This is a genomic window from Adlercreutzia equolifaciens, from assembly GCF_029076695.1.
Classification (GTDB): Bacteria; Actinomycetota; Coriobacteriia; order Coriobacteriales; family Eggerthellaceae; genus Adlercreutzia; species Adlercreutzia equolifaciens_A.
Genome location: NZ_JARFIK010000592.1, coordinates 1 through 290, shown reverse-complemented (window position 1 = coordinate 290; position 290 = coordinate 1). Strand labels below are relative to the sequence as shown.

The following is a 290-nucleotide window of genomic DNA, read 5'->3' as shown; positions in this document are numbered from 1 at the left end:
AAATATGAAGAATTACAGGTGAAATATAGTCAAATGAAAAAGGGAACACTGTTGAAGATGTACGACCAATTATAGGAAGAAAAGGAGAATATTTTATGCAGAACGAAATTTATGATGAGAAAAATGGACTTACTTATATGTTGTGTGGTGATTATTATTTGCCAGAATTGGCACTTACAGATATCGAACCAACTTATGGGAAATATGGGATGCTTCGTAAAAGCTATTTACAGGAACACAGAAAGGCAAAATATCAAATATTGTTGTTACAAGGAAAACTTGTCGAGCAT

General features: G+C 32.4%; 1 protein-coding gene. It reads left to right on the top strand.

The annotated features are described in order from the left end of the window. Positions 1-95: 95 nt before the first annotated feature. Positions 96-290 (top strand): TnpV protein (locus PZH32_RS13740; protein ID WP_275208821.1); only part of this gene is annotated, 195 nt, incomplete at its 3' end.